The organism is Campylobacter sp. RM16187 (genome assembly GCF_025319965.1).
In the GTDB taxonomy this organism is placed as follows: Bacteria; Campylobacterota; Campylobacteria; order Campylobacterales; family Campylobacteraceae; genus Campylobacter_A.
Map to the genome: position 1 here is coordinate 374018 of NZ_CP012549.1, position 24913 is coordinate 398930.

The following is a 24913-nucleotide window of genomic DNA, read 5'->3' on the forward strand; positions in this document are numbered from 1 at the left end:
AACACAAAAAGATTGTTTCAATCCCCTAAAGCGGGGAGACTCGAGTTAAATTTGGCAATAGTTGGGTAGACCAACTAGAAGATGCCCAACCGTTTCAATCCCCTAAAGCGGGGAGACTCGAGTTAAATCACATCATCTCAAGAAGATGATATAGAGTTCTAACAGAACTCGTTTCAATCCCCTAAAGCGGGGAGACTCGAGTTAAATACTGGGTCCTGTTGGGCTCAAGTGGATTGATAGTTTGTTTCAATCCCCTAAAGCGGGGAGACTCGAGTTAAATTAAAAAACAACAACAAGCTTTCGATGAAGTAATGAAGTTTCAATCCCCTAAAGCGGGGAGACTCGAGTTAAATAACAAAGAGGTTGTAGCTACTGCTAAAAACGGTAGTGAAGTTTCAATCCCCTAAAGCGGGGAGACTCGAGTTAAATAATGGCGAAAGAACAAAAAGAGTACCTTATAGACAAGTTTCAATCCCCTAAAGCGGGGAGACTCGAGTTAAATTTGATAAAAAAGAAGTTGAGCATGAAGTCGCTGTACTGTTTCAATCCCCTAAAGCGGGGAGACTCGAGTTAAATACAAAAGATGGTAACAAAATATTGGTTGGTCATCTAGTTTCAATCCCCTAAAGCGGGGAGACTCGAGTTAAATAATAGTTGTTGGTCACATCAGAAGCCGTGATGCTAAAGTGTGTTTCAATCCCCTAAAGCGGGGAGACTCGAGTTAAATTAAGGATGGTAGAATATACTACTTCAATCCAGTTCCAAAGTTTCAATCCCCTAAAGCGGGGAGACTCGAGTTAAATTAGAGTAATCGAAGAAAAGGTAGAATTCGCCTAATAAAAGGTTTCAATCCCCTAAAGCGGGGAGACTCGAGTTAAATTTGATAGTCTAGATGACGGTATTAGACAACCTATTGAAGAAAGTTTCAATCCCCTAAAGCGGGGAGACTCGAGTTAAATCTGACCGTAAAGGTCAGGAGCATGATGTCGCGGTAATAAGAAGTTTCAATCCCCTAAAGCGGGGAGACTCGAGTTAAATGTGGCTTGATAGTCTTCCAAACCACAGCAAAGAAGAAGAAGGTTTCAATCCCCTAAAGCGGGGAGACTCGAGTTAAATAATTCCTAAAATAGGGTTAAAATGGCTTGACAGCTTAGTTTCAATCCCCTAAAGCGGGGAGACTCGAGTTAAATAGCCTAGACAACGCATTAAAAATTGACAATGAGTTGTAAAAGAACTGATTTGAGTGCGATTATAACACAAAAGCGTGAAAAGTTCGAGAATCTATCTAAAATTCAAATCTAAATTTTAAAGTTTTTGTGCTAAATCCGGCTTAAAATGGCTAAAACTAGGTGTTTTTAAAATAAAAAAAGTTCGAAAAAGCATTAGCAAAAAATAAAAACTGATAGGTTTTCTAACTTTAAGTTGTTTTAAAGTTTATAAAAGACCTAAAATAAGGACTTGCATAATACTGAAATTTCAAAAGTTCGAAAATCTATTCTTTCGGGACAGCAGAATTTGATATTTTCTAACTTTTAGAAACTTTATATAGAACGCAAACGCGCTAAATGGCGAATTTTTAAATTTGGAAAAGTTCGAAAATCAAAAAATGCAAAAATGTTGTTATATATAAGTATCAAGAGGGCTAAAAATTTTACCGTCACCTAAGCTCTCGCTTTTTGCCACACAAGTACGACATAAACGGTAAAATAGAATTTTGTCAGTTTTTTGATCGATGAGACTATTAAGCTTGGCTTTGATGATATCAAAATCCTTGTCTTTGATATCCAGTTCAAAAACTGAATAGTTAGCGCGGATTCCGTAAGCTTCAAGAGTAGTAGCAACTTTATTGCGACGTTTTGTCGATCTTACATCATAGCAGACGACCAAATTCATTGAAATCTCCCAATAAATGGCTTGTACTTTTGATTATCCACAATAGAGTGTTTTAGGGCGTATGCTTGGCGCAATATGATATCTTCTCCTCTTATTTCTTCACTTCGATAACGTGTATAAGCAAAAAATCTCTCGTTTATATTTTTGGTAATGTTTTGGCGTGTTTTTATAGAAAGCATACCTTCTGATATTTCAAACGGCTCATTTTTATTTACCATTGAGATAATTGTGCGATCTACTATAAAAGTTCTAAATTCTTCTATGAGATCAAAAGCTAGTGTCGGCTTTTGTTCGTTAAGCGCATGCAAATACGATACATGGGGCGACAATCCTGTTGCTACGATTGATTTTAAAATTTTAGAGTAAAGTATCGCGTAACCATAGTTTAATGATGAATTGACAACGTCAGTCGCACCTTGTGTTATGCGACCGGTAAAGTTGAATTTGTGACCAATAGCGACTGAAATGGCTTGCCAATAGGCGTTGGCGGCCGAACCTTCAAAACCCATAAGTTCATTAATATTAGTTGTTTCTAAAATCTTATTTTTTAAAATTTCTTGCATCGTTTCTATGTAAGGCGTTAGTTCTTTGTGGTATTTGTTTAGATACTTTAAATAGTTTATCTGGTTTTTTAGCTTTCCAAAAATGAATTGTTGGGCTATTTTGATAGATTTTTTAGTTTTTAATAAAGAAATTTGCAGAGTAGTGTTTTTTGGTATGGCTTGATTTGGAGTAAATAAAGTAGCATAGCTAAGATTTGTTTTTTCGTCTATGAAATCTATAGCAATCTGTTTTTTACAGCACTCTTTAATTATGGCTGAACTTAGTGAAATTTGTGTGTTTATTATTATTTGAGTAATTTGATTGATAGGAAATTTATGAGTTATCTTTCCGTTTTGTCTGAGGATAAATTTACCACACGATAAGCCTAAAAATAAGAATGGCGTAGTAATGTGCAAGATGCTATTGTGAGAGAAATTTCTTATATATTCTCGTTTTTTAGTTTCTAAGGCATTGTTTACGGATTTTACACGCGGGAGTTTGGCGTTTTTGTAGTATGAAATTAGTTTTTTCTTTTTTAGAGTTTGGTTTATATGATAGGCAAATTCAAGCTCTGCTAAAGCATTTGCAATATTTTGTTTATCTATAGTTTTTACAAATTTTCTAACTAAATTTGTAATTGTTTCATCAAAGTAACGCATAAAACTATCTTTTTGAGATTGTGAAAACAATGAGAGCTTGATAGTTCTTAGATGTGATATGTAGTTATTTAGGCGAGTAATAGCATCTTTGATGTCGTGTGTGTTTATTTGATCGGATAATTTTTTAAGAGTTGATGAAAATTTTTCATCAGATATACTCAAATATTCGCCTTTAAAATTCACGCCCAAAAAAGTAAAGTCGGTATTCTTATCGTAGATGGCAGTTTTAGTATCATTTAGAGTTAGTTTGATTATGGCTAAAAAATTTTTAAGATCATCAAGTATGCTTTGTGCTTCTTGCTCATTGTCCGCAAACATAACAAAATCATCCGCATATCGGACAAAATCTATGGATTTTTTGTGTAAGAATGTATCCATTTGATTAAGATATATGTTAGATAGTAGAGGGCTTAATACATCTCCTTGATGCACCCCTTTGTTATGGTGTGAGTAGTTGAATTTAGAAAATTCGCCATTACTTATCCAAAGCTTGATAAGTCTAATGATGCGTGAGTCAGTAATATTTTGTTGTAAAATTTTGATTAAGATTTCATGATCTATATTATCGAAAAAATTTTTTATGTCGGTTTTGATGATATAGCTATGAATTTTGAAAAAATCTCTTGCGCGAAATATGGCATTTTTATAAGATTTATTGGGTCTGTAAGCATAAGAGCAATTGGAGAAGCTTTGATCAAAATATCTCGAGAGTTCTAAAGCTAGAATGTTTTGAACTAGCTTATCTTTAAGTGATGGGACTGACAGATGTCTAAATTCATTTTTATCTTCTTTTGGTACCATATACTGCTTAACAGGTGTCGGAGAATACCTACAGCTAAGTATCTCTATTTTTAAATCATTAAAGAATTTTTCATTGTATATATCTTCTATGTTTAGTCCATCTAGTCCGATAGAGGTGTGTTTTAGTTTTTTTAGTGCATGATTAAATGAAGTTTGATTAAAAATATCCTCAAGATTTAATGTAAACACATACTTCCTTTATATTCGTTTTACATCAATTTTACCTAATCCAAATGTTGTGCTTTTGCCTACATTGATTATAGTGGCCAGCTCTAAAAGCTTGGCAGAGTAATCGTCCAATTTATAAACGGTAACTTGTCCCATTACGCCGCTAAGGTCCATTTTGCATTCTTGACGATTTGAGTATCTGGTGATATTATAGTAGTTAAAGTTTTGCTCGATATGCTCAAATGCAGCTTCATGCTTTATTATTGGCTTATTTACGATAGTGGCAAATCTCATTGCTATCTGATGAATAAAGAGCTTAAAGTCCATGTGGGATCTAATAAATTTAGCATTTTGCTTCATTCGAATGGGTGTTAAAGTTGTGATATGGTAGTCGCCTGCTGTTAGTTTAGGTGTAAAGGTTAATGTATCGTGATTGATATCTTGTATGTTGTATTTAGTAATATTGTTAGAATTTAGCAGTAACTGTTTAAATTGAAATGGTTTTCGATCTACGCCAAAACCTATTTCTGCCATATTTTTTATAGCTATCAAAACCTGCTTAACATAGTTTGTGGCGTGTTCGAAAAGAAAAATTTTAAAATCAAAAGAATTTGAATTTAATAGAATATCAAGTTTGAAATTTGGAGTTATTTGTAAGTTTTCAAAAAACTCATAATATACACAAGAGTCATAAATTTCACATTGTTTACACTCTCCATTTACGTATGGGCAGCAGACGTATCTAAGTCCTCGACCAAAAACTCCACGTATAGTTGACCCTGTAAATGAATACAGGGGCTTTATGCTAATACCTTTTACCTCTATTACGATATATTTGAGCATCTAGGTTTCCTTTATAGAATTATACTACTGATTTACTTTTATTTTTGTCATATTGCGTCCAGAGGATTGGATAGTATCTTGTACTGATTTTATAAAAATAGAATTTTAAAGGGAGAAATAAAAATGAAAAAAATGTTTTTGCTCATAAATCATGATTTAACCGAAGAGCAAAAAGATCAAGCATTAAAGGTATTTGGTATAGAAAGCATAGTAAATATCGCAGATGATGCGTGGTCTAGCATAAATCCATCGGACGAAAATATAGTAGATGCCTTAAATGTATATAAAAAGGAGTTGATGCTAGAAGCTAAGTATGGCGATGTTTTGTTGGTGCAGGGGGATTTTGGTGCCACTTATAATATGATAAATTTTGCCAAAAATATCGGGCTAAAGACTATCTATGCTACCACTAAGCGCATAGTTCAAGAGCTCATAATAGATGGAAAATCAGTTACGAGGCGCCAATTTAAACACGAGAAATTTAGGGAATACTTATAAAAATAGGCCCATTGTTAATTTATTAAGCAAAACGCAAGTTGTAAAAAGAGATAATTTATATCACTGCAAATACCGTAAAGTTGTTAAATTTAAAGGAATCCAATGCCGCTTAATATAGTAAAGAAAGCAAATTCGCCTCAAATCAAAAAAAATAACGACAAAACTGCCGTCATCACGATACTTGGCATACAAGGTCAAAAAGATAACATTAAAACCGAAGGTTGCGCTAAGTATTATTTTGCTGGTGAGAACCTTGATAAATCACAAGAGTTTTTTAATACATTGCCGTTGCTCGCAGATAAATTTGGTGCAGAAAATATAGTGCCTATATATACTGCCGAAGCTAGGGAGTTTAATGAAGCCGTCGTGGCACAGTATGCGAATTTTGAGATAAATTTTAACGATGATTATAAGATAGTAGATGAGAAAAATTTTGAGGCTTTGTTTGAGATATTTGAAAGAGCGATAGATGATCTAGTAAAAAGCGGAGTCGGTAGAATAGTTTTTGATGTGACACATGGCTTCCGTCATCTGCCATTGCTAGCGCTAGTCGATCTACTTATACAAAATTTCTCAAATGTCTCCCAAATAGATCAAATTTTATTTGCTAAAGAGATAGAAAAATTTAAACTATATGAGATAATAGATCTGAGGCAATACCTAGATATCGCCAACATCGCCTTTGTGATCGCGGCTTTTTCGCAAAACTATACTCTAGCGCAGCACATAAAAACAAAGAAATTTGAGTCGCTGGTAAATGCTTTAAATGCGTTTTCGCATAATATATTAAGTCTCAATATAGCAAAGCTGAAAAGCTCGCATGGTGAGTTGATAAAAGAGCTTGATAAGATAGATGATGTCGCTCTTATATCAAGAGCTAAAAATTTAAAAGAGAAGCTAAGCAAAATATGCGACTGGGACGATAGTGCATATGTTTTTAGATATAAATTAGCTAAAGATATGTTTGAAAAGGGTTATTTGCTGCAGTCGCTAGTGCTCTTGTTTGAGAGCGTGAATAGCTATATAGTTAGCGTATTTGAAAAAAATATCCCTTTCATATTTAATAAAATTTTAGATGAATGCTCTAAAATGGGTGTGCGTAAAAATTATCTTATAAGCAATTTTTTTATTCAGTCGTTAAAAACTAGAGCGCACGAGACCGATGATGACTTTGTCGGCAGGACTATGAAAAATTTGAAGTATCTCGAACTTTCAAAAACAGATATAAAAGATATTAGACTGGTCATAAATACAAAATTTGGTTCGAGTAACGAACTGGCTAAATATCATAAGCAGTTAGATGATTTGCGCAATGACTTCGCGCACGGAAATATTAGCGAAGAAGAATTTAGTCATATTAAACAAGAGATAAAAAAGCTGTTTGATAGATATCATAATTTTATAAATATACAAGAAAGCCTATAATTTAATATTTTTAGACACTATATGTCTATAATGTCCCTTATAATCTCCGAAAAAATAACGGAGATTATAATGAGCAACCAAGCTTTCTTAGACGGTATGAGCGAAATTTTTCATATGACGGACTATAATAATTTAAAAAACATTTTATTACATGGCTTGCAAAATCACTACAACACCTACAAACAAGTAGATATCAGTAACCAAGAGGTTAACGCAAGACGCGAAAGGGTTGAGCGTATATATGGACGTAAAATCCACGACTATGTCCCTTTTTATTTTAACCCACGCAATGCCATGCTTTATAAAAATAGAAACAATGCTCGTGTTGTCATTTTGGGGCTTGATGTTCGGGTTATCAAAGATCATCGCAATGGTTTTTTAATCTCTGATCGCAATGCATCTGCAGATGAAGCTAAATTTAGCAGATACTTGCCTGACTTGCAAAATCCAAATTTTATAAATTTTAATGATGTTTTTTCTGAAAGATGGTGTAATAATGGCGTTAGATATGATGATATTAAGCAAAAAATGATGGCAGAAATTTTGATAGATGATGTCGTCTATAGTCGCTATATATGTTCTATATATGTTAAAGATCGGGTATGCAAAAAAACTATCGAAGATCAACTGGCTGGCGATCTTAAAATGTATAATATCAACGTCATAGTTGATCCAGCTAAATTTTTCTAAGGGTAAAAATGGTAACACTAAAACATGGAAATATATTTAACACCAAAGCAGGCACTATAGTAAATACTATCAACTGCGTAGGCGTTATGGGTGCCGGCATAGCCTATGAGTTTAGGTTGCGCTATCCTGAGATGTTCTCACGATATGTCGAGCTTTGCGGTGAAGGCAACCCAAATAAAATAGAAATAGGAAAACTATGGCTATATAAAGCAAACGATGGGCGACAGGTGCTAAATTTCCCGACTAAAAAGCACTGGAAAGACCCATCTAAAATGAGCTACATAAAAGCCGGTCTAGAAAAATTTGTGAATACTTATGCGAGCAAAAACATCAACCACATCGCATTTCCACTGCTTGGTACATCAAATGGTGGTCTTGATAAAGAAGAAGTTATAAATTTGATGATGGAATTTCTAGAGCCTTTAGAAATAGAGTGTGAAATTTGGGAATTTAATGAGAGCGCAAGCGATGATTTGTATGATGAATTTGCACTAAATTTCGATATAGATGAACTCAAAAGACAAGCCAAAGCCATGGATATAAAAAATATAAGATTTCAAGCCATAAAAGATGCGATAGATAGCGGACTATATCACTCGCTAAGCTCTTTGCTAAGGGCTCCTGGCATAGGCGACAAGTCCCTTGAGGCATGTTTTAAGATAGTTAAAGGCATGCCCAAAAGACTATTTTAGCTAGAGTAAATTTTTACCTTCTTCTATCTTTTTTATAATCTTTTGTTTTAGCTCCATTGGAGCTAAAATTTTAATGTATCCCAAAAATTCCATAATAAAAAACTCTATCTCTTTAAGATCGCTAAAATGGTAGCTAACTACGATCGCCCCGTCTGGCTTGCGCTCTATGATTTTTTGCGACTGAAAAAAGTTTTTTCTCTCAAACAAAAAGGCCTTTTTCGGGCTGATCTCAAGGCGCACCTCCACTAGTGACGTCTTCCACTTATGCGAAAAAACAGCAAACGGCGTCTGGATACTTTTTATAAAATCATCGATATTATAGTCGTGATTAAACGTTTCACCTTTAACAACCTCCAAATTTGTTATCCCAGCTATCCTAAAAAGTGAAAAATCATACTCGTTGTTTGTATTTGCCAGATATAAATTTTCATTGATTAGTAAAATCTTATACGGCTTTACTTCTTTAAATTTTTTGCGATCAGTTTTATTTGTCGGAGTGTATTCAATCGCAAGTTTTTTGCGGTAGCGTATCGCATCTTCTAGTGTTTTTATGACGTTCTTGTCTAGCTCCGTCTCGATCGGGCTTGTGATAAAGTCATAAACACCAAATGATTCATTTAGCATTTGAGATATTGCAGTTTTTTTACTATTGTCATTGAATTTTTGAGAGTTTTTGTCTAGCATTGCATAGATTATTTTTAAAACATTTCTTTTTCTTTCGTCAAGCAAATCATCTAGCAAATTAGTATTAATCGCCTGATAACAACCAGACTCTGTTCGTTTTATCTCTATTTCATTAAATACATTTTTTATTGCTTCAAAGTCACGTCTTACGGTTTTATAGTTAAGCCTTGGTTTGTCATCTTTTTCATTTATCCATAGCTCATCTTGTGCGGTGTCAATTATCTCGCCACGGTTTAGTTTTTTAAGTAGCCATAGTATCCTGGTCTGAGCGTCCATTGTTTTGTCCTTTATATTTTAAAGTTTTTTATAGATTATACACAATATGTCCACATGTTGTCTTATAATTCACTCAACGAAACAAAATAATTCAACACAAAGGGGTCCAAAATGGCAAAATGTTATTCTCGTTCTTATTCAAAATCATGCTCTGGCAGATCATACTCATCTGCTCGCGCTCATCAAAAAGTCGGTCAAAGCTTTGGTGGCTACACTAAAGTTCAAACCACTAAGGGCACGTTTCGCATGAAGCCAACTTCCAAATAGTTGGCTCATGCAAGCTGTGAATTTAAGTTCATGGTTTGTTTGAAGGTTTTTAAGAATTATACACAATATGTCCACATGTTGTCTTATAATTCACTCAACGAAACAAAATATTTATTCTTATATTTTATTATATTTTAAAATCATAAAATTTTATATCTACTTGTTTTTTATATTTTTGTTTTATTGCTATATTTAATAATATTTTTATAGTATCTAATATAATATAATTCATAGCCCGTCTGGCAAGACCTTACAGCACTATCTAATCGATAGTGCTAAGTAAGTTTTAGCACTATGGTGCTAAAACTATATCGATAGATAAAATTTTTATGCTTATTTCACTGTGTAGATTTCATTTTTTTAAGCTAGTTTGTTGATTGCTATATCGTGCAAATAGTGCATATGCTTAAGAATATATTAATAATATTTGATCTATACTTCTCGTGCAGCTCACGCATATAATTAATATTGTATTAAGGATATAGGATGAATCAAGTATCTCTAGAAATAGTAAGAATTCTAAAAAATAGCAATACATTACTTACAAGATTACAGATAGAAAATAATATTCAGAGATTATCAAAAAGAACCATCCAGAATGAGCTAAAAAAGCTAAGCGAGCTAAAGCGAATAAGAGTGATAGGGCAGGCTTCAAGTACGGCTTATGAAATTTCAGACGAGTATTCTAATTTTGAGCATCGCCTATTTATTTACCAAAACCAAATTTTAATAGGCTATTTGGGCTATGATTACGAGAACTACTACTTTGCGTATGATACGGATTTTTTACTTGGTGGTAGATATGGCGTTAAATTTGAGATGCCGATTGATTTTAAAATTTATACGAGTAAGAGTTGCTTTGTGGATTTTGAGGAGTCGCTACCTGAGGGAATAGATAGAAAGATATTAATAGATAAAGCCGGTAATGCTACAGAGTTTTTCTTGCTACTGCATAATGACTATAGCAAGAACGATCTTATATTTTCGCCAAGTGCTTTGGAATTTGGTCGTGAGATAAAGCCTCAAAGTTATCTTTCCGGGAAGGATAAAATTTTAGGTACTAATACTTTTCCCAATATTCTAAAATACGATGTGGATATAGATGATGTATCGCTTTTCCCAAGTAAATTTATGAGCGATAGCGAAGATATAAAGCATGTAAGAACTATGAGTTTATCAGGCTATCAGCATAAACTTCAAGTAGTGGTAAAGGACAATACAATACGAGTGGCTAAAAATGAAGATAATGCGAAGTTTTTTATCAAGCCATACGATACACTAAAAGCCGATGAAAACAGCGACTACTACTTCCCGCATATTGCTATAAACGAACATTTGCATATGAGCTTTGCAAAAAACGAGTTAGGCTTTGATGTGCCTATGAGCGGAGTGTTTAAAAGAGAGCAGGATAGAGAGTATCACTACTTTATCAAGTATTTTGATAGGATTGGCGCTTATAAATTTCAACGAAAAGAGTTTTCTACATTTATGGGGTTAAGTAGTGAGAGTAAATATAAAGCCTCATCTGAAAAATTATTTGATATGGCGGCTAAGATACTGCCAAACAGTGATGATAGACTAAGAATGATTGAGTATTTTTTTTATTCCTTTCTTATTAGACACGAGGATATGCATACGAAAAACATATCGGTTATTTACGATAATGGCAAAATTTTACTAGCCCCTCTTTATGATATCGCTTGCACCGGCTTTTATGAGGGTATCAAAAACTACGAGTCGCATTTAAGTATAAACGGCAAGCAGACAAATATAAGATATAACGACTTTATGGAAATAGTAAAAAGAGCTAAGGTTGATAGAGCTAAGTTTAATAAGTCGGCTAAAAATATAGTAGAAATCTACATAAAAAAGATGCCCAAGTATATCAAAAAACTAGAAAAGCTTGACGGGCTGGACTTTTACAAAAAAGATAGAGCCAACGCTGAGGACAAAAGGATAAATATAAAGGCTAAAACTACGCTTTCAGAAGTGATGATGAGGCACTTTGAACAAAGATGCGAGACTCTAAAAAGAAATGGTTGGTTTGAGAAGTTAGGTATTGATGATTAGTTATGTCATGCAAAATTTTAAACTATTTAAATTTTTCCAATTAAGATAAGGTAGTCATTGTTTTGATTAAAAAGCTTATTTAAAGGTAGTTACAAGATATTTTGAATAGTTACTAAATTTGTTGCCTAGTTTTAAGTTCGTTTAATACTCATACAAAGCCTCCACCATCTCTCTTCCACTATCTGGCATTAGTTTCGCGTATCTTAGAGTATGATTGATATCCGAGTGGTTCATTAGCTTTTTTATCGTTAGTATCGGAGTGCCTTTTATAGCAAGATGCGAAGCGAACGTATGCCTAAGGGTATGAATAACTACTCTATTGGTTGCGTCGCTTATATCTAAATTTTGATTAAAAAGCTTATTTAAAAGTGGTTGTAAAACATTTTGAATAGTGGCTTTGGGTTTATTTACTAAAAAGTCGTTAGGAGATATGGTGGTATAAATTTGATTTATCATTTCTAATGCTCTTTTGCTTAAAAATCCAGTATATGTGCTCTTTGTTTTAAAATCGCTAATAGTAACTGACTTAGTCGAAAGTGACAAATCCTTTTTCTTAATATTTAAAACCCCTTCTAATCTAGCACCTGTACAAAGCGCAAGTTCAACGAACAGCTCTAAGGCAAAATCTTCTTTGGCTGCTACTTCTTTACGTAAAAGCTCTATCTCTATAAGCTCTAAAAATCTCTCTCGTTTATTGTTTGGTTTTTTTAGCTCTATCTTGTATGGGCTAATGTGACTTATGAGATCATTCTTTATGGCATGGTTAAAAATCGTCCTAGCGATACCCATTATAGCGTTTATCCTAGATTGTGACAGTTTGCGTTTAGTTTTAGGAGATACCATCTGCGAAATATCCTTATGATGCTCGTTTATCATTTCAGGAGTGATCTGAGTCGTAGCTAGACTGCCTAATTTATCCTTGTGGTAAATCTCATAATCTCGTCTTTGCTCTTTTATGTTTGTAGCGTTATCAGGTTCTTTTTCTAGCTTGTAGTTAAAAAAGGCATCTGCGATCTCATCAAATTTAAGCGAGTTTTTGTTGTTTTTGGCTACTATTTTTTTAGATATGCTATCGGGAAGCTCTCCGTTTCTTTGTTTGGCGTCGAATTCTTTCTTTTTGTTATACGCGTAGGTTATATTTACGCCTTCGGATTTCGATCCGATTTTGACGTTTGCCTTTTTACCCTCAAGTGTAACTCTCATATAAAAAACCACGTCGCCGTTAGCTAGATTATTAAAGAAAATTCCGGGGTATTTATTTACCCCGAACGACAAGTTGTAATTTTTAAGTTTTCCTGCCATAATATCCCCTAAATTTGTTCCCTATTTGTTCCCAAAATTTGTAAAAATGCATGATATTCTAGTGTAACTTAGAATATGCTTAAGCTATTAAATAGCGTATTTTAGGGATTTATAGAGTATTTTGGGGTATTTAAGAATTATATATTTTTGAATCCAGCATCCGGAGCCATTTCCTTTTGGTTCTATTTTTTTCTTTATTTTTCCGTTTTATTCTTTTTCTTTCCAAAAAGTTCTTAAAAAGCCTTAAATACGAGCTCATAATCAACTATTTTTCTTTGATTTTTGATCTATTTTTGCTTAAATTTTTCTTATTTTTTCCTTAAATTTCTTATTGATTCTATTCTATTCCGAAAAAAAGTGTGTCGAATTTGTGTCGCTACGCTTTATACTCTTAGCGACACACTTTTATATTAAATCTATTATAAGACAGTTGTATTGATATCTATTGTTTAAATAAAACTATTGTTTACTTTTTAGTTGCTGGTTCTAATCCAAACGATGGACTTATAAAGTCAGTTATAATTTATCACTATATATGGCTATCAATATATCTTGAGTTTATCTCTGTTTGTCACAAGACTAGATTGCATACTTTAAGACTTCATTAAAGTTGTCAGTAATAAAATATTACTATCGTAAAAAGCTTTTTATGTTTAATTTAATTTTGCATATAACTTTTTAAAGGACTAATATGCATTCCGCAACTCCTTTTTTTATAATCCTAATACTTCTTATCGTAACTTTCTTTATGGCTATAATCATTCCTAAAGGTATACGTAAGCTAAGAGCGCTTCTTATATGGTTTTTAGTCTTTTTTGGAGACGGTATGATAGTCTCGACTATATTTCATGCTTATGGCTATGTATATGCCAAGATAAATATCTATGACGAGCCTAGTATAAATGCTTATTATTCAGGAGAAAGAACTACTACTCAAGGCTTTCCTGTTTTAAATCAACATACAGGCTATAATGCAACCGAAGATATAGCCTTTAAAATGCTAATGAATGGTAGTTTAGACTATATAGATTATAAAGTTAAAAGCGATAATGAGGCTTATAACGGTAAGTATTTCAGATTTTATCTTGATAACAATACATCAAAAAACTGTCATATGTCTGCAAACATAGATCTTATTGAATTTTTTCAAGATGAAAAAGTAACATATCAAGAGGTAAATGTATTTTTTAACGAACTACATTCAAACCAAAAAAGTGAGAAGCAAATATTTGAAGAGATAAAACTACTGATACAAGATAGAAATGATACAGATGATTATGCTCCGCGAAGAGTATTTAGTTATATATCTGAAACAATGAAAAGTCTCAAAGAGATCTACAAAGATAAATGTATAGCCCGTAAAGAAATTTCAGAAGATGAGATAGCTCCTATTGAGATTTTAACCCAAGATCCTCATAGTCGTCCAATGGAACTTAAACCTAATATAACAACTGTATTTGATAATTTACTCGGGATAGAATTTAACTATGGAGGAATTATAAAAGATAGAAACACAGGTAAGATATTGGCGGATAATATATATATTATGGTTAGATATAAAGGCATAATGGTAGAGAGTCTTATAAAAGCAGTTGGTAGTCAATCAAGAATATCTTCAACCCGCTGTGACGGTGGTAAGAAGTATCATTTAGAAGAGTGCAATACTAAACTAATAACAGAATTCTTTAGAAAGGATAAGAGATGAGAAAGTTTGAAGTGTTAAAGACTTATGCTGAGCTAGCTTGGGCGGGGTATAAAGAATTTAAAACTGAAGATGCCACTGGTACACAGATAGGTGCATTTGACAATTGTCTTTGTAACAGATGTAAAAGCAAAAGACGTTTTTAGTATAGAAGGTGTTTTATGATTTTAGTCTATCCTCTTTACTTATTATTTTTTATAGTGATCTTTAGATTATTAAAAATAAAACCCAAATTTACAGTTTCTATGTTAATTTTAATTTTGCCTTGGAGCGGGTTTTTTGGTTCCAAGATTGCGGCAGGTTATTACTGTGGTAATCTGGATCATTTTATTATTCCCGTGAAAAAAGGAAAAATATTTTATCTAGACGATTCCATTATGTCATACGGCTGGATTAATGAAAATAAATTGTATCCTTATATAAAAAAAAGTTCGTGGCTTGTGGAAGATTATTTTCCTGTTATAGGAGTTAAAAAAGATACCGGGGTAGATATTTTAGATATCGTCGAGTTAGATAGTGATAGTGAATTTTTTAAAGACGGTATAGGCTTAGATAAAAAATATGAATATAGACTAAAAAATCATGAAAATTTAGACTATAAATTTGACTACAATATAACTACGATGGAAATAAAATTTCCAAAAATAGTAACTAATTTTATAAGCGGCTTTTATTTGGCCGTCATCGATAATAAAACGGGTCAAGCTATCGCAAAAAGACCTGTCATAAAAAGTATATATGATTATCCTTTTTTAAATACGGGCACTGGGGAGTTTTGGTTTCAAAGCAGGGAAGCTTGCGGAGTCAATGATTTGTTTTATGAAAAACTGTTTAACACTATTAAGGAGTAAATTATGTCAAATTCAATTGAAAAAGTGACCAAATACGGAGAGCTATCAGAGCTTATATATGAGAATCAGAAAAAGGGGTTAACGGATGACAAGAATTATGAAGTATTAAGTATATCTGAAAATAAAGGGACAGGATTTTACGCAACTCTTTATAAAGATTTGAAAACAAAAGAATATGTTTTGGCTTTTAGAGGAACAAATGAAATAAAAGACGCTAAAAGTTGGTATGGCGAAAAAACTCCTCAATATTATGATGCGGTTAAGTTTTTGAATGAATCTATATCTAACTTTAACATCGACAAGTCTAAATTAACTCTAACGGGACATAGTTTAGGTGGTATATTAACTGCTCAGCTGGGATTGGAATTTGGTATTAGAGGGTATACTTACAATCCTTTCGGGGCTAATCTTTTAAACTACCAAGAGTATGAAATATATTCTGAAATTATGAAAGACTTTGCTAAAAGCAACATCTACAACATATCTTACCAAGACGAAGGTGCTTTAAACGGTGATATTCTTTCAAATTTTGCAACAAACATCGTTGGTGATCATCTTGGATATTTTATCCCGATTTTTGGTAAAAATATGGAGTATAATTTTATTGCAGGTCATAGTATAGCCACTCTAAACCAAGCTATAAAAGAACATAATGATATCTTAAAACATTTTAATCCAAATATAACCTATAAAGAATTAACACTTGCATATTTATCTACAGCACTTATTCACAAAGGCAAAGGTTATGAAAAATTAAATGAAGAATTTAAAAAGCTAGGGGTTGATAATGCAGCCGAAAATTCATTAAGCTTGGATATCTTAACTAAAGATTCATCCCTTGCTTCTATATTCTCAAGCTCTTCTATTCCTATTGAAAATTTATACGCCCTAATAAACCTAAACCCTTTTATAGTATCGGGCGTATCCTCTGAAGCTTACACTGAACTTGAAAAACATAAAGACGAATACTCGGATGGATATGTGCAAGATTGCAAGCCGGCTTCTTAAATTTCATATAAATTTGATCAAATAAGTTTATATTAAATTTAAGACCTATCAAAAATATTTTTGTCTGGTTTTTATAAAATAAAAAAAGGATAGATGTGTGGCACACAGCGCTTCTTATAAAGGATTAAAATGAATACGGTAAGGGAAGTTTTTATATTATTGACATTTTATAGCTTTCTTTGGGCTTTTTTATTTTATTATCTTTCAAGTATCAAAGTTCATATTGCCTTTAGGATATTAATTCTTATTCCGATACTTCTGCTTATATGGTGGATGCAACCTGTTATAGTTTTTATAATGCTTCCGGCAATTTTTCTTTTCTATAAAATAAAGCCAAAAATTCATATCGCATTTGTATTAATAAATTTAGCATTAATTGGATATTTGTACTGCCATAATGCGATAAATCTATACAAATTTCAAAAGATGTGTAAAAATAAGGAGTATTATATAGAGATAGTGGATAATAACTACTCTATTGAGGATATAAGAAACCAAAAATATAAATTTAAAATAACAAAAAATGTGGAGGAATGTAAGAAGGATAGAGATAAATGCCCTAACACAACTATGCTTGTGCATGATAGAGATGTTTATTCTTACGATGAAACAAAACTTATTGCAAGAACATACAATGTTTTTATGCCTTATGATAATTTAAACATAAAAGTGTCAACTCTTTCACATACATTCCATGGCAAGTATTGTGAGGCTAAAGATACGAATAAATTATTATTAGAAAAATTTTTAATCAAGGAGTAAAAAATGAGTAGCAAGTTTTCAATATATAAAGATATGGCGATGCTAGCGGATATAGCTTATGAAACAATAGAAGTTAATGATCCTACTAAAAACGGCTATACTGTAAGACAAAACAGTCCTGCAAATTCCAGTGGTTTTTCTGCTACCTTATATCAAAAAGAGGATGAGATTATTTTAGCCTTAAGAGGAACGGAAACTAATTCTTTAGAGCAGTTTTATTATGACGTCTTAGTCGCCGATGTTGCAGAATTAGGCACAAAATCTGTTCCTGCAAGCCAAGTTACTGATATGATTAGATTTATTGATGGACTTAAGAATAGTAGCGATCTAATCTCTGGAAATACTAAGGTTACAATAGTTGGACACTCTCTTGGTGGAACACTAGCTCAAATAGCATCTAAGATGTATCCTTCTTTGTTTGATAATTGCTATACTTTTAACTCTCCTAGCAGAATGAGCTTAAATTACCGTAAAATTTATAAGGATAGCGATGGTAAGTATTATTGGTTAGGAAACGAGCAGGTAAATTTTAAACATTATGTTGAATATAAGATAGGCGAAGCCTTCCATAACTATCAAAACACTTCAATGACTACTTCAGTAACAGATGTAAGAGCTAAAGATGCATTCAGCCATATAGCAAATTTATGGTGGAAAGAAAGATTCGGAGAGAGAATAGAGGTCTCAGGAACGAATTCAAACGAAAGTATATGGAGAGTTGCATAAAATGCTAGCGTTTATTTTAATACTTATAATTTCTTTTACTTGGGCAATAGTGATAAATCAAATTTATTTGTCAAATTTAAATAAAATACTAAAATTAGCGTTAATGCTAACATGCTTAATCATATCAGGCGTTTCTACTTTATTTTCCATATTTTTAACACCATTGTTTCTAAGCATTTTTCAAAAAAGACAAATAAAATTCGACAAAAGAGTTGCTTTTGTACTGGCGGTATTACTTTCTGCCGTCAGCTTTATCGACGTTAAAAACCGCATCGTTTATGAATACAAATGCAATATAGAAAAAGATTATGAAATTAGGATTGTAAAGCAAGACTATAAAAAAGAAGATATAGATGAATTTTACATTGATTGGATTTCATATTCACGCCCAAAATCCGTACAAAAAATCCATACAATAAACGTATATAATAAATTTCAAGGAAGTGTCGTGGCTGAAGTTTATACAATTTATCTGCCAAATGGATTTATTGCGAACGAACTCCATAAAATGACAGTAGGCGGGAATGAAAGTGGAATAAATTGCGGTTATATAGATTGGAATAGTGGATTTATATTACGTGATCAAATAAAACAAATTTTAAAGGATAAAAGATGAACAATAGTTTTTCAACATACAAAATTTATGCACAGTTGGCAAGTGCTTTATACGACGATGGTATGAGAATCCCTGATGGCTATAAAATAGTGACAACCGAATTCTCTAGTTTAGTTACCGGCTTTCAAGCAAGTCTTTATATAAACACAAATAATGAAAAAATATTGGCAATACGAGGTACAGATGTAGCACTTAATAGACCTGTTAATACTATTGAAGACTTATACAACGACTTCCAATTAGCCCTTGCGGGCGTAAATTTACAAGAAATAAGCTTGGAGAGTTACTACAATAAATTGGTATCTCAGGGTATTATATCCACTAATGAAAAGATAACCGTAGTCGGACACTCTCTTGGAGGATATTTGGCTCAAATTTTAACTATTAAACATCCGGAAGTGGTTGATCACACTTATACATTCAATGCGCCTGGGATCGGTGGGCTACCGGGTACATTATTAAATGCTTTGAGTATAGAAAATATTCATAATCCCAAGATAACAGACATTGTAGCCAAAGACGGTCTTAGTTTAATAGCAGGAACCGGTCTTAATGCCGGACAAGAAATAGAAGTATCAGGTGAAAGCCATTCAAGTGTTGACTTAACTAAAATTTTCTACTTTTACGATAACATGATAAAAAACGGAACTAGTGAAGAAGTAACAAGTTATTTGAGCGGACTACATAAATCATCAAAGGCTATATTCAAAGGAGGGGTTGATGATATAGCCGAACAAACAATGCAAAAGATAGATAAGATAATAAATAAAGCAATTAATAAAACAGACATAATAGATATTTGTCAAGCATATGAAAACAGTACTAATAATATCAACTTTAATATCCAACTAATTAATCCTGATTCAACTATACCAAATTCTAATAGTTCTATTGAAAATTTATACGCTCTAATAAACTTAAACCCTTTCATAGGATCGGGCATATCTTCTAAAGCTTACACTGAACTTGAAAAACATAAAGATGAATACTCGGATGAATATGTGCAAGACTGCAAGCTGGCTTCTTAAATTTCATATAAATTTGATCAAATAAGTTTATATTAAATTTAAGGCCTATCAAAAATATTTTTTGTCTGGTTTTTATAAAATTTAAAAAAAGGATAAATATGCAAGAAAATGTTAAAAAGACTATTACGTCCATTTTATACTTTAAAGAAGTGTAAAATGGGCATATTTATACTGTTGTTTTTTATATAACTATAGGCTGGGTTATATATAAGTGTTTTAAAATGAGTAAAAAAGGATATATTATTTTAGGTGTCATCTCCTTACTTATTGCCCATAATCTTATCATAACAAACATACTAGGCTTTTACTATTGTAACACTACTCCAAAGCCTTTCATTAAAGAAAAAATAGAGTATCCTGAGAGTATATACTTTGAGGACAATGTATTTGGTGGATTTGCGGATAAATATATAAAAGATATGTTCAATAACTATCTAGATGGCATTCATTTAAAAACTATGGCTTTAAATTTACCTGATGGTAATGTAATGATACTCTCGTTTGATAAACAATCGCAAGAGTATAAAGATTTTATAAATGCTATAAATGAATATAGAGAAGCCGGCGCTACATACTGGCATTCCAGAGAAGAACTTCACAGAAAACTAGAGAGTTCAGAGATTAAGCGAAATTCAAAAGAGCACAAAGAGTATGTGGATATTATGAATAAAGAAAGCAAGAGGGAGTATGAAAATATAAATAAAATAAAAATTTAATAGATAGAGTCGTGATTAAAAATGTAGTAGCCAAAGAAAATATGCCAAAAAACAAACTATACGGTATTATATGACAAAGTAAATTTAAATTGGTTCGCTTCTAAATTCTTTCACTCTGATACAATGAGAATTATAGATAATAAAACAAATGAAACTATTGCTTTTCAGCAGAGATATTTTAGCTTTGGAACATTAGTAGAGCATATGCTAGATGTTCCTTTTAAAGGAGATTATGTATGTAAAAACACTATATATCTCGTAGAAGAAACTTTTCCGAAAATGGATCTAAATATAGGATCTGTTTTAGTAAATTTTGACAGAAAACTTGAAAATAATCCTAAGGGAGTTAAGAAATAAGAAATCATTAGCAAATTATTGCAGAAATAGGGCTTTTAGCACAAATGACTTATCAAGAGATTGGAGAAGGGAAATTTAAGGTATGAGTTGTGAAGGAATAAATTTGAGAGATTATGATAAAGCTCCACTAATGATTAAAAATAACTTTATAATGATAATGTATGGTTTTGTTTTTTTGTGCTTTATAGATGCTTTTGTTATTTGGGCTACATTTTTCTCAGGTATAATTGACTGGAGTTTAGGTAAATTTAGTGAAGTGTTCTTTCATGCCCTAAAAACTCAGGGCTTTAGGTTCTCAGGTATGGTGATTGGCTTTGTTGTTGCAAATATTTGGGCTTTTTTTGACTTAATCAGAAAACTTAGAAAACCTGAAAAAGTATATTTGTGTAATGATAAAGTTTATTGGGATAAACGAGATATAACAGTAGAAAAACAAAATATTGTTTGGGTTAAAAAAAGTATTTATCCTATGCTCGGTAAGATACCAGACGGTTCTTTACAACGATTTTGGATTTTTACATTGGGAATAATAATCGTGCCTTTATTTTTAATTTTGTCAAATTTACTTGCTTGTTTAGCAAAATTAGTTGCTTTATTAATTAACAAAGATTATAAATTTATACTATTTTGCACCATAGTTTTTTATGACAATCAAAAAAATGCCGTAAATGTCTATTTAATGACAAAGCAAGATTATAAACAAGTAAATGAATATTTATTGCAAAATTTTAATTTACAAATTGAAAATTTAGATAAAAACTACAAATTCTGTAAATAGGAGAAAATTATGCCAAAAGATAACAGTACTTCTAATAAGTATCCCTCAAAATTATATAATATAGAAAAACATAAAAAAGGGAGGATTTTAGATACACAGAAATTGAAACATGTTTTATAAGGATTTAAAATTAAAAAAATACTTATTCTTCACTTATTAACATCAAATAATAGCTATGCTTAATTTCTTGCCAAGTACGTTAGCGGCCGATACAAGAGTATTTAACGTAAGAGAGCTATTTGTAGGGCTTAGCATCCTATCTACCACACTACGACTTGTTTTCATAAGTTGAGCCATCTTTGTTTTAGTAATTTTTTGAGTTTTCATCTCTTCTTGAATTTGATAAGCTATAACTCTTTTAATGGCAGTATCTAATACCTCTTCATATATACCATCTTCTTTTAAAAACTCTTCAAAGCTACTTCCAATATGTTTATTCTTCATCCAAATCTCCTAAATTTATATTCTTAAGTCTTTCTATCGCCTTATCTATATCTTTTTGCGGTGTTTTTTGATCTTTCTTTATAAATCCATGAAGCAAAATCATATAATCTTTATAAATAGTAAAGATGACTCTAGCTATTTTGTCACTAGACAGATCGCTTCTCACCTCCCACAGTTTATATTTGCTGTTTAATTTTTTCACTAAAGGCATTCCTATAGGATAACCAAATTCAACTTCTTGTATATCCATACCAATTATTTTTCTATCTTCTTTATCAAGAGATAATAGCCACTCTTTAACTGGTTCATTGCCAAGAGAAGTTTTATAAAAATATACATCAACTATCTTTTGCAAGTAAATCTTTCTTATTTTTTATATAATTGTATCTAAAAAGATACAAAAAATCAAGATAAAAAACAATTTTTTAAGACAGGCAAAGAATAAGATATTTAACTAATTATAAAGCCCTAAAATACGGTATTTCATTAAACATAAAAAACCTATCATTTTTTTTTCATATCATTTAAAGCCCTAAACTTAGGGATTTAACTTATTTTTATAATTTTACCTTTTGAAAACCGATTGAAAAATTTGTGAAATTTAACAAAAACTTTTCCGATTTTTTCCATTTTATTTCTAAAGATTTCAAATTTTATGTCATTTTATTCCGAAAAAAAGTGAGTCAAAAGTGAGTCACTAACGATTTTTTCGTAAGCTTAAAGTGCCTAAAATACGGTGTTTAATGCAATCCGGTTCTGATTCAGCATCCGGAGCCATCTATGCCCGAAAATCCCTTTTAAACCCCGATTTTACCGATATTTCAAGAGCTTTAAGTTTTCTTACTTTTATAAAATTTGTTCCCTATTTGTTCCCGAATTTTTTAATATTCCAATTTCCTACCAAGCTTTCTAAGTTAATCTAAGATACCTTATTTTTGTTTTTAAAAACAGGAAAACAATTTTTTACTCTCGACTACTCTAAAATACTCTAAAGAACCATAGAGTATTAAAAATTTTTCAAAAACTACCCAAAAACCATTCAAAATACTAAAAGTAAATGAAAAGTTGCTGTAATTAGTTATGTAAGAACTAAGCAGAAGGAGAAAAATAATATGCTTAATGAACTATATAACGACGTAGGATACAAAACGCTTCTTGAGCACATATCTAGCCAATATAAAGGAAAGGTGGTTTTAGACAGAAAGCAAACCGCAGCGGTTCTTGGCATCGGTGTATCCACTCTTGATCTTCGTATATCGCAGGGCAGGGATATTCCACGTTATATCAAAATGGGAGATGCAAAGAATTCTCGCATAGCATTTGCGATAACTGATATTGCAGCTTATATTTTTCAAAAAAGGGTTAAAACATGCTCTTAATTTCTATAGTAGATAATAAAGAAAAGGATCAAAAATGAGTAATGCTCTTCAAATAGGCGGACACAGCCTGGTTCTTTGTGTAAGAAGCGAATTCTTGACGCTCAAAAAGGCTATTATAAGGTATGAGCACAATGTTAGAGAGGTCAAACACGCCTCTAAGATTGGATATCTTAGAGGTAACAGCCGAAATAATAGATACATAGTGCTTAGCGAATATAACGATAACGGCAATATGCGAGAGATGCCTAGTAGCGATAGGGAATTTAACGACAGAAAGTATATAAAAGCGCTCTTGAAAAAATACCACGAAAAAATGAAAGCCGATTACGAAGCCCAATCAAAAACATATAAAAACGGCAAGGTGGTAAAGAATCGTTGGCGAGAAAATATGGTCGGGTTTTCCGAAATAGTCATAAGTTTCGGTACCGATCGGAATAAAGAACCCAAAGAAGGACTAAATAAAACCGAAGTAAATTTTATCAACGCCCAAGTTTCGCTTGACAGAGTCCTTAGATTTGCGAGATCATACTGTGCAAAATACGGTGTAAAGTGTTTATTGATTAGCGAGCACAACGACGAAAAGACTAAACATTATCAGCTTATTTTTACGAATTATCTCTTTAAAGAACATAGAAATTTAAGATTCGACGGAAAAGGAAATACGAGTAAATTCGGCAGAAGCATGCAAGAAATGGGAGGGGCGGCGTTTGAGGGTATAGCATTGCGCGGCGAGCCTGGTAGCAAGATGAGGCACAAAAATATAAAACAAATGCACAAAACCGAAAAAGAGTATAGTACTGAGCAAGAGTTTAAAAATAAAATTAGACAATCTATAATCGATGAAGCAAGGAAGCATATAAAAAAGAAAGAGTCTATGTTTGGCAAAGATTATTTTAGACTGGAAATCGGGGACGATAAGGCTTTTGTAGCGAGTCTTACGAATTTAGTATTAGAAAAAATGCAAGATAATATAAACATAATTGCCGACAAAGAACTAAAACAAAGGGTTTACGAGCTAACGAATCAGCTAATAAACAAGGGTGAGATAATTGCAAAAAATAACGAGCTGGATCAATCCAACGAAAATCTAATCCAAGAGAATAAAAAGCTAAAAGAGATTAACGCGAACCTAAACAATCAAGACAATATTATAAAAGATAGGAATTTGCGAATAAGCGAGCTTTCGTTGCAACTAATTAAAGAAGAAGATAAAAATATCAAACTACAAAATCAAATAACGGCTTTTGAGACCGACAAAGCCCAAATAGACCAACTGAAACAAAAAGCAAATCAAAAAGACGCCCTGCAAAGCAAGCTTGAAAAAGCCAACGAAGAGCTAAAAAACAAAGAAGGAGTAAACCGATACTTAAAAGAAAGAAACGAGGAACTAGAAGCATCGCAAAGAAACGAAGAAGCTTTGAAAGAAGACAATGACAACAAACAAAACGAGATCGTTAAGCTACAAACTTCTATAAATAGCAAAGATCAAAGAATATCCGAGCTGGAAGAAGAAGTAAAAGTTAAAGACGAAACGATAGAAAATTTACAGGATAAGTTATCTATATTAGAAAGTTTTAAAACAAAGGTTATTAATTTTATCTCAAAAATAAGCAATCTAATACCGAATTTTAGTAAGCTACTAAATGACGAACCAAGTGAGGTAAAGAATGAGATAAAAGGCAAGATATATAGTAGGGGTGGGATGGAGATGTAATATACGGGGTTTATTTAATTT

The 24913-nt window shown here is 32.2% G+C and carries 26 protein-coding genes and 1 CRISPR repeat array (1 of these 27 only partly in view); of the genes, 19 read left to right on the top strand and 7 right to left on the bottom strand.

Annotated elements, in window-relative coordinates:
- A CRISPR array of direct repeats spans positions 1 to 1190; the repeat unit is 37 nt; unit sequence GTTTCAATCCCCTAAAGCGGGGAGACTCGAGTTAAAT (it extends 742 nt beyond the left edge of the window).
- A gap of 430 nt (positions 1191 to 1620) precedes the next feature.
- Genes cas2 through cas6 form a run of 3 tightly spaced genes read right to left on the bottom strand, consistent with a single transcriptional unit; the run spans position 1621 to position 4907 of the window.
- On the bottom strand, positions 1621 to 1893 hold the full coding sequence (gene cas2, locus CDOMF_RS02115) for a CRISPR-associated endonuclease Cas2 (protein WP_260952239.1): 273 nt from the start codon (positions 1891 to 1893) through the stop codon (positions 1621 to 1623).
- A complete protein-coding gene (gene cas1, locus CDOMF_RS02120; RefSeq protein WP_260952240.1) occupies positions 1890 to 4085 on the bottom strand; it encodes a CRISPR-associated endonuclease Cas1 in 2196 nt (731 codons plus the stop codon). The genes cas2 and cas1 overlap by 4 nt, the downstream gene beginning before the upstream one ends.
- Positions 4086 to 4094: 9 nt before the next feature.
- Positions 4095 to 4907, bottom strand: coding sequence for a CRISPR system precrRNA processing endoribonuclease RAMP protein Cas6 (cas6, locus tag CDOMF_RS02125; RefSeq protein ID WP_260952241.1), 813 nt, complete (start codon positions 4905 to 4907; stop codon positions 4095 to 4097).
- A 123-nt stretch (positions 4908 to 5030) separates the two neighbouring features.
- Between cas6 and csx20 the strand changes: the two genes are divergently transcribed.
- The 4 genes from csx20 to CDOMF_RS02145 all read left to right on the top strand — a co-directional run bounded on the left by csx20 (position 5031) and on the right by CDOMF_RS02145 (position 8212).
- Positions 5031 to 5405, top strand: coding sequence for a CRISPR-associated protein Csx20 (gene csx20 / locus CDOMF_RS02130; protein ID WP_260952242.1), 375 nt, complete (start codon positions 5031 to 5033; stop codon positions 5403 to 5405).
- 102 nt (positions 5406 to 5507) lie between these two features.
- Positions 5508 to 6830, top strand: coding sequence for a CRISPR-associated DxTHG motif protein (locus CDOMF_RS02135; protein ID WP_260952243.1), 1323 nt, complete (start codon positions 5508 to 5510; stop codon positions 6828 to 6830).
- A 69-nt stretch (positions 6831 to 6899) separates the two neighbouring features.
- Positions 6900 to 7520 carry a DUF4433 domain-containing protein gene (locus CDOMF_RS02140; RefSeq protein WP_260952244.1) on the top strand — a complete coding sequence of 207 codons (621 nt, stop codon included), beginning with the start codon at positions 6900 to 6902 and terminating at the stop codon, positions 7518 to 7520.
- Between the two features lie 8 nt (positions 7521 to 7528).
- Complete coding sequence (locus tag CDOMF_RS02145; RefSeq protein ID WP_260952245.1) at positions 7529 to 8212, top strand: macro domain-containing protein; 684 nt, start codon at positions 7529 to 7531, stop codon at positions 8210 to 8212.
- Here the strand turns inward: CDOMF_RS02145 and CDOMF_RS02150 are convergent, their stop codons facing one another.
- A complete protein-coding gene (locus tag CDOMF_RS02150; RefSeq protein WP_260952246.1) occupies positions 8213 to 9172 on the bottom strand; it encodes a helix-turn-helix transcriptional regulator in 960 nt (319 codons plus the stop codon).
- 111 nt (positions 9173 to 9283) lie between these two features.
- Here CDOMF_RS02150 and CDOMF_RS02155 point away from each other — a divergent pair, with 111 nt between their 5' ends.
- Together CDOMF_RS02155 and CDOMF_RS02160 are read left to right on the top strand one after the other, a co-directional pair.
- A complete protein-coding gene (locus CDOMF_RS02155) occupies positions 9284 to 9439 on the top strand; it encodes a hypothetical protein (protein WP_260952247.1) in 156 nt (51 codons plus the stop codon).
- Positions 9440 to 9925: 486 nt separating this feature from the next.
- The gene (locus tag CDOMF_RS02160; protein ID WP_260952248.1) at positions 9926 to 11509 is read left to right on the top strand and encodes a type II toxin-antitoxin system HipA family toxin; all 1584 of its coding nucleotides are present in this window, start codon (positions 9926 to 9928) and stop codon (positions 11507 to 11509) included.
- Between the two features lie 141 nt (positions 11510 to 11650).
- Here the strand turns inward: CDOMF_RS02160 and CDOMF_RS02165 are convergent, their stop codons facing one another.
- Positions 11651 to 12811, bottom strand: a complete 1161-nt coding sequence (locus tag CDOMF_RS02165) for a tyrosine-type recombinase/integrase (RefSeq protein ID WP_260952249.1) — start codon at positions 12809 to 12811, stop codon at positions 11651 to 11653.
- A gap of 691 nt (positions 12812 to 13502) precedes the next feature.
- On the opposite strand from CDOMF_RS02165, the gene CDOMF_RS02170 reads away from it, so the two are divergent.
- From CDOMF_RS02170 to CDOMF_RS02220, 11 genes are all read left to right on the top strand, one after another.
- Positions 13503 to 14516 carry a hypothetical protein gene (locus tag CDOMF_RS02170; protein WP_260952250.1) on the top strand — a complete coding sequence of 338 codons (1014 nt, stop codon included), beginning with the start codon at positions 13503 to 13505 and terminating at the stop codon, positions 14514 to 14516.
- The gene (locus CDOMF_RS02175; RefSeq protein ID WP_260952251.1) at positions 14513 to 14659 is read left to right on the top strand and encodes a hypothetical protein; all 147 of its coding nucleotides are present in this window, start codon (positions 14513 to 14515) and stop codon (positions 14657 to 14659) included. The genes CDOMF_RS02170 and CDOMF_RS02175 overlap by 4 nt, the downstream gene beginning before the upstream one ends.
- A 192-nt stretch (positions 14660 to 14851) precedes the next feature.
- Positions 14852 to 15364 carry a hypothetical protein gene (locus tag CDOMF_RS02180; RefSeq protein WP_260952252.1) on the top strand — a complete coding sequence of 171 codons (513 nt, stop codon included), beginning with the start codon at positions 14852 to 14854 and terminating at the stop codon, positions 15362 to 15364.
- A 3-nt stretch (positions 15365 to 15367) separates the two neighbouring features.
- A complete protein-coding gene (locus CDOMF_RS02185) occupies positions 15368 to 16372 on the top strand; it encodes a hypothetical protein (protein WP_260952253.1) in 1005 nt (334 codons plus the stop codon).
- A 129-nt stretch (positions 16373 to 16501) separates the two neighbouring features.
- Positions 16502 to 17134 carry a hypothetical protein gene (locus CDOMF_RS02190; RefSeq protein WP_260952254.1) on the top strand — a complete coding sequence of 211 codons (633 nt, stop codon included), beginning with the start codon at positions 16502 to 16504 and terminating at the stop codon, positions 17132 to 17134.
- A 3-nt stretch (positions 17135 to 17137) separates the two neighbouring features.
- Positions 17138 to 17860, top strand: coding sequence for an alpha/beta fold hydrolase (locus tag CDOMF_RS02195; RefSeq protein WP_260952255.1), 723 nt, complete (start codon positions 17138 to 17140; stop codon positions 17858 to 17860).
- Position 17861: 1 nt separating this feature from the next.
- A complete protein-coding gene (locus CDOMF_RS02200; protein WP_260952256.1) occupies positions 17862 to 18476 on the top strand; it encodes a hypothetical protein in 615 nt (204 codons plus the stop codon).
- 164 nt (positions 18477 to 18640) lie between these two features.
- On the top strand, positions 18641 to 19504 hold the full coding sequence (locus CDOMF_RS02205; RefSeq protein ID WP_260952257.1) for a hypothetical protein: 864 nt from the start codon (positions 18641 to 18643) through the stop codon (positions 19502 to 19504).
- Between the two features lie 221 nt (positions 19505 to 19725).
- Positions 19726 to 20220, top strand: coding sequence for a hypothetical protein (locus CDOMF_RS02210; protein WP_260952258.1), 495 nt, complete (start codon positions 19726 to 19728; stop codon positions 20218 to 20220).
- 123 nt (positions 20221 to 20343) lie between these two features.
- A complete protein-coding gene (locus CDOMF_RS02215; RefSeq protein WP_260952259.1) occupies positions 20344 to 20577 on the top strand; it encodes a hypothetical protein in 234 nt (77 codons plus the stop codon).
- Positions 20578 to 20680: 103 nt separating this feature from the next.
- Complete coding sequence (locus CDOMF_RS02220; protein ID WP_260952260.1) at positions 20681 to 21355, top strand: hypothetical protein; 675 nt, start codon at positions 20681 to 20683, stop codon at positions 21353 to 21355.
- A 162-nt stretch (positions 21356 to 21517) separates the two neighbouring features.
- On the opposite strand, the gene CDOMF_RS02225 is transcribed toward CDOMF_RS02220, so the two are convergent.
- Positions 21518 to 21799 (bottom strand): XRE family transcriptional regulator, encoded by a 282-nt coding sequence (locus CDOMF_RS02225; RefSeq protein ID WP_169941595.1) that lies wholly within the window; start codon positions 21797 to 21799, stop codon positions 21518 to 21520.
- Positions 21789 to 22154, bottom strand: coding sequence for a type II toxin-antitoxin system RelE/ParE family toxin (locus tag CDOMF_RS02230; RefSeq protein ID WP_211436673.1), 366 nt, complete (start codon positions 22152 to 22154; stop codon positions 21789 to 21791). The genes CDOMF_RS02225 and CDOMF_RS02230 overlap by 11 nt, the downstream gene beginning before the upstream one ends.
- 757 nt (positions 22155 to 22911) lie before the next feature.
- Between CDOMF_RS02230 and CDOMF_RS02235 the strand changes: the two genes are divergently transcribed.
- On the top strand, positions 22912 to 23178 hold the full coding sequence (locus CDOMF_RS02235; protein ID WP_260952261.1) for a helix-turn-helix transcriptional regulator: 267 nt from the start codon (positions 22912 to 22914) through the stop codon (positions 23176 to 23178).
- Positions 23179 to 23212: 34 nt separating this feature from the next.
- Entirely contained in the window at positions 23213 to 24892 is a 1680-nt protein-coding gene (locus CDOMF_RS02240) for a hypothetical protein (protein ID WP_260952262.1), read from the top strand.
- The last annotated feature ends 21 nt before the right edge of the window (positions 24893 to 24913 follow it).

Excerpts from the sequence above, each read along its gene's own strand:
- cas2 (WP_260952239.1), bottom strand. The coding sequence starts at position 1,893 with ATGAATTTGGTCGTCTGCTATGATGTAAGATCGACAAAACGTCGCAAT.
- cas6 (WP_260952241.1), bottom strand. The coding sequence starts at position 4,907 with ATGCTCAAATATATCGTAATAGAGGTAAAAGGTATTAGCATAAAGCCC.
- csx20 (WP_260952242.1), top strand. The coding sequence starts at position 5,031 with ATGAAAAAAATGTTTTTGCTCATAAATCATGATTTAACCGAAGAGCAA.
- CDOMF_RS02135 (WP_260952243.1), top strand. The coding sequence starts at position 5,508 with ATGCCGCTTAATATAGTAAAGAAAGCAAATTCGCCTCAAATCAAAAAA.
- CDOMF_RS02140 (WP_260952244.1), top strand. The coding sequence starts at position 6,900 with ATGAGCAACCAAGCTTTCTTAGACGGTATGAGCGAAATTTTTCATATG.
- CDOMF_RS02145 (WP_260952245.1), top strand. The coding sequence starts at position 7,529 with ATGGTAACACTAAAACATGGAAATATATTTAACACCAAAGCAGGCACT.
- CDOMF_RS02150 (WP_260952246.1), bottom strand. The coding sequence starts at position 9,172 with ATGGACGCTCAGACCAGGATACTATGGCTACTTAAAAAACTAAACCGT.
- CDOMF_RS02155 (WP_260952247.1), top strand. The coding sequence starts at position 9,284 with ATGGCAAAATGTTATTCTCGTTCTTATTCAAAATCATGCTCTGGCAGA.
- CDOMF_RS02160 (WP_260952248.1), top strand. The coding sequence starts at position 9,926 with ATGAATCAAGTATCTCTAGAAATAGTAAGAATTCTAAAAAATAGCAAT.
- CDOMF_RS02165 (WP_260952249.1), bottom strand. The coding sequence starts at position 12,811 with ATGGCAGGAAAACTTAAAAATTACAACTTGTCGTTCGGGGTAAATAAA.
- CDOMF_RS02170 (WP_260952250.1), top strand. The coding sequence starts at position 13,503 with ATGCATTCCGCAACTCCTTTTTTTATAATCCTAATACTTCTTATCGTA.
- CDOMF_RS02175 (WP_260952251.1), top strand. The coding sequence starts at position 14,513 with ATGAGAAAGTTTGAAGTGTTAAAGACTTATGCTGAGCTAGCTTGGGCG.
- CDOMF_RS02185 (WP_260952253.1), top strand. The coding sequence starts at position 15,368 with ATGTCAAATTCAATTGAAAAAGTGACCAAATACGGAGAGCTATCAGAG.
- CDOMF_RS02190 (WP_260952254.1), top strand. The coding sequence starts at position 16,502 with ATGAATACGGTAAGGGAAGTTTTTATATTATTGACATTTTATAGCTTT.
- CDOMF_RS02195 (WP_260952255.1), top strand. The coding sequence starts at position 17,138 with ATGAGTAGCAAGTTTTCAATATATAAAGATATGGCGATGCTAGCGGAT.
- CDOMF_RS02200 (WP_260952256.1), top strand. The coding sequence starts at position 17,862 with ATGCTAGCGTTTATTTTAATACTTATAATTTCTTTTACTTGGGCAATA.
- CDOMF_RS02210 (WP_260952258.1), top strand. The coding sequence starts at position 19,726 with ATGAGTAAAAAAGGATATATTATTTTAGGTGTCATCTCCTTACTTATT.
- CDOMF_RS02215 (WP_260952259.1), top strand. The coding sequence starts at position 20,344 with ATGAGAATTATAGATAATAAAACAAATGAAACTATTGCTTTTCAGCAG.
- CDOMF_RS02225 (WP_169941595.1), bottom strand. The coding sequence starts at position 21,799 with ATGAAGAATAAACATATTGGAAGTAGCTTTGAAGAGTTTTTAAAAGAA.
- CDOMF_RS02235 (WP_260952261.1), top strand. The coding sequence starts at position 22,912 with ATGCTTAATGAACTATATAACGACGTAGGATACAAAACGCTTCTTGAG.
- CDOMF_RS02240 (WP_260952262.1), top strand. The coding sequence starts at position 23,213 with ATGAGTAATGCTCTTCAAATAGGCGGACACAGCCTGGTTCTTTGTGTA.